We start from the raw sequence: 1,347 nt of genomic DNA on the forward strand, positions 1-1,347 counted from the left end.
GGCAAATGCCGCTCGGGCATCATGCCCGGAAGCAGGGAGAAACGGGCAGTGGATTTTTCGATGTCAGGCAAGCCGCGCGGCTGGGTCCTTTGCATCTGTTTCGCCGCGTGCAGTGCCGCAATTCCCTTGGTTGCGTGTCTGACAAGCAGCCCCGCTTATGCGCTGAGCGAGATCAAGCGCGAAGAATTCCCGTCGCCGGTCCAACCGATGGTGGACGACGACGTGTCGTCGCCGGGAAGCACCGTGCCGATACCCGATCCGGTCGGAACGCCATCTTCGACCAGCCAGCCAACCACTCCGGACAAGGCCGAGCCGGTCACCCCGCCGAACGGCGACGGTGCCACCAACAGGCCGCGCGTCGATCCCGACGCGCCCACGCCGGAGGTCGTCTACGACCTCGGCAAGCTGCCTGAACCGGTGCGGCGCATGCATGACCTGATCATCGCAGCCTGCGAGAGCGGCGACGTCGAAAGACTGAGGCCTTTGATCGGCAAGGGCGACGGCATGACCCAATTGTCACTGACCGACATAGATGGCGACGCCATTACCTTCCTCAAGGGGCTCTCCGGCGACCAGGATGGCCAGGAGATTCTTGCCATACTGGAGGAGGTGCTCAATGCCGGCTATGTCCATGTCGATGCCGGCACGCCACAAGAGCTCTATGTCTGGCCGTATTTCTTCGCTCTACCCCTGGACAAGCTCGACGCCAGGCAACGGGTCGAGCTGTTCAAGATCGTCACCGCGAGTGACTTCGACGACATGAAGCAGTTCGGCGCCTACATCTTCTACCGCGTCGGCATCACGCCCGCTGGGCAATGGACGTTTTTCGTCGCCGGCGACTGAAACTCGGACACGCGAGTGCCTATTCGTGCGGATCGCCTCGTCGAATGGCTGCATCGGGCCCGTTAATATTCCAGTTGCGGAGAAATCAGGAAGGAAACGAAACTTCAGCCAGTGGTCAAAAGAATGCCCTGGCCGAATTTTTCCGCCAGGTTCTGGATAAGCAGCCTTTCAGATGTTGTAAGGCGCTCTTGATCGACAAACCGCCAGTTGCGCTCGTAGATGGCGAAAGCTTCCTCGGCAGGAATTGGGCGCGTTGCATCGCGGCTCCAGACGAGTGCCTGGAGCTCCGGAAACTCAGCGGGAACAATCATTGGCGTGATATCTGTGCGCATAACCCACTCAACTTAGTGGATCGTGCCTAAGAAATCCAACGATGTGAAATGGCTATGCGGGCAACGCCTCGGAGAACTCCACTGCCCTGCCCTGGCCCGGCGTCACGATCTCGCCCTCCCACATGATGCGCTGGCCTCGAATGACAGTGCCGACCGGCCAGCCGGTGACTTC

2 protein-coding genes are annotated in these 1,347 nt (G+C 60.4%); one reads left to right on the plus strand and one right to left on the minus strand.

The window, feature by feature from the left end:
• Positions 1-48 precede the first annotated feature (48 nt).
• Entirely contained in the window at positions 49-843 is a 795-nt protein-coding gene (locus tag FJ980_RS32040; protein ID WP_181181386.1) for a hypothetical protein, read from the plus strand.
• Positions 844-947: 104 nt separating this feature from the next.
• Here FJ980_RS32040 and FJ980_RS32045 read toward each other — a convergent pair whose 3' ends face one another.
• Positions 948-1,175: a hypothetical protein gene (locus FJ980_RS32045; protein WP_140494553.1), complete on the minus strand. Its 228-nt coding sequence runs from the start codon at positions 1,173-1,175 to the stop codon at positions 948-950.
• Positions 1,176-1,347: the final 172 nt, after the last annotated feature.

It is taken from the genome of Mesorhizobium sp. B1-1-5, from assembly GCF_006443065.1.
In the GTDB taxonomy this organism is placed as follows: Bacteria; Pseudomonadota; Alphaproteobacteria; order Rhizobiales; family Rhizobiaceae; genus Mesorhizobium.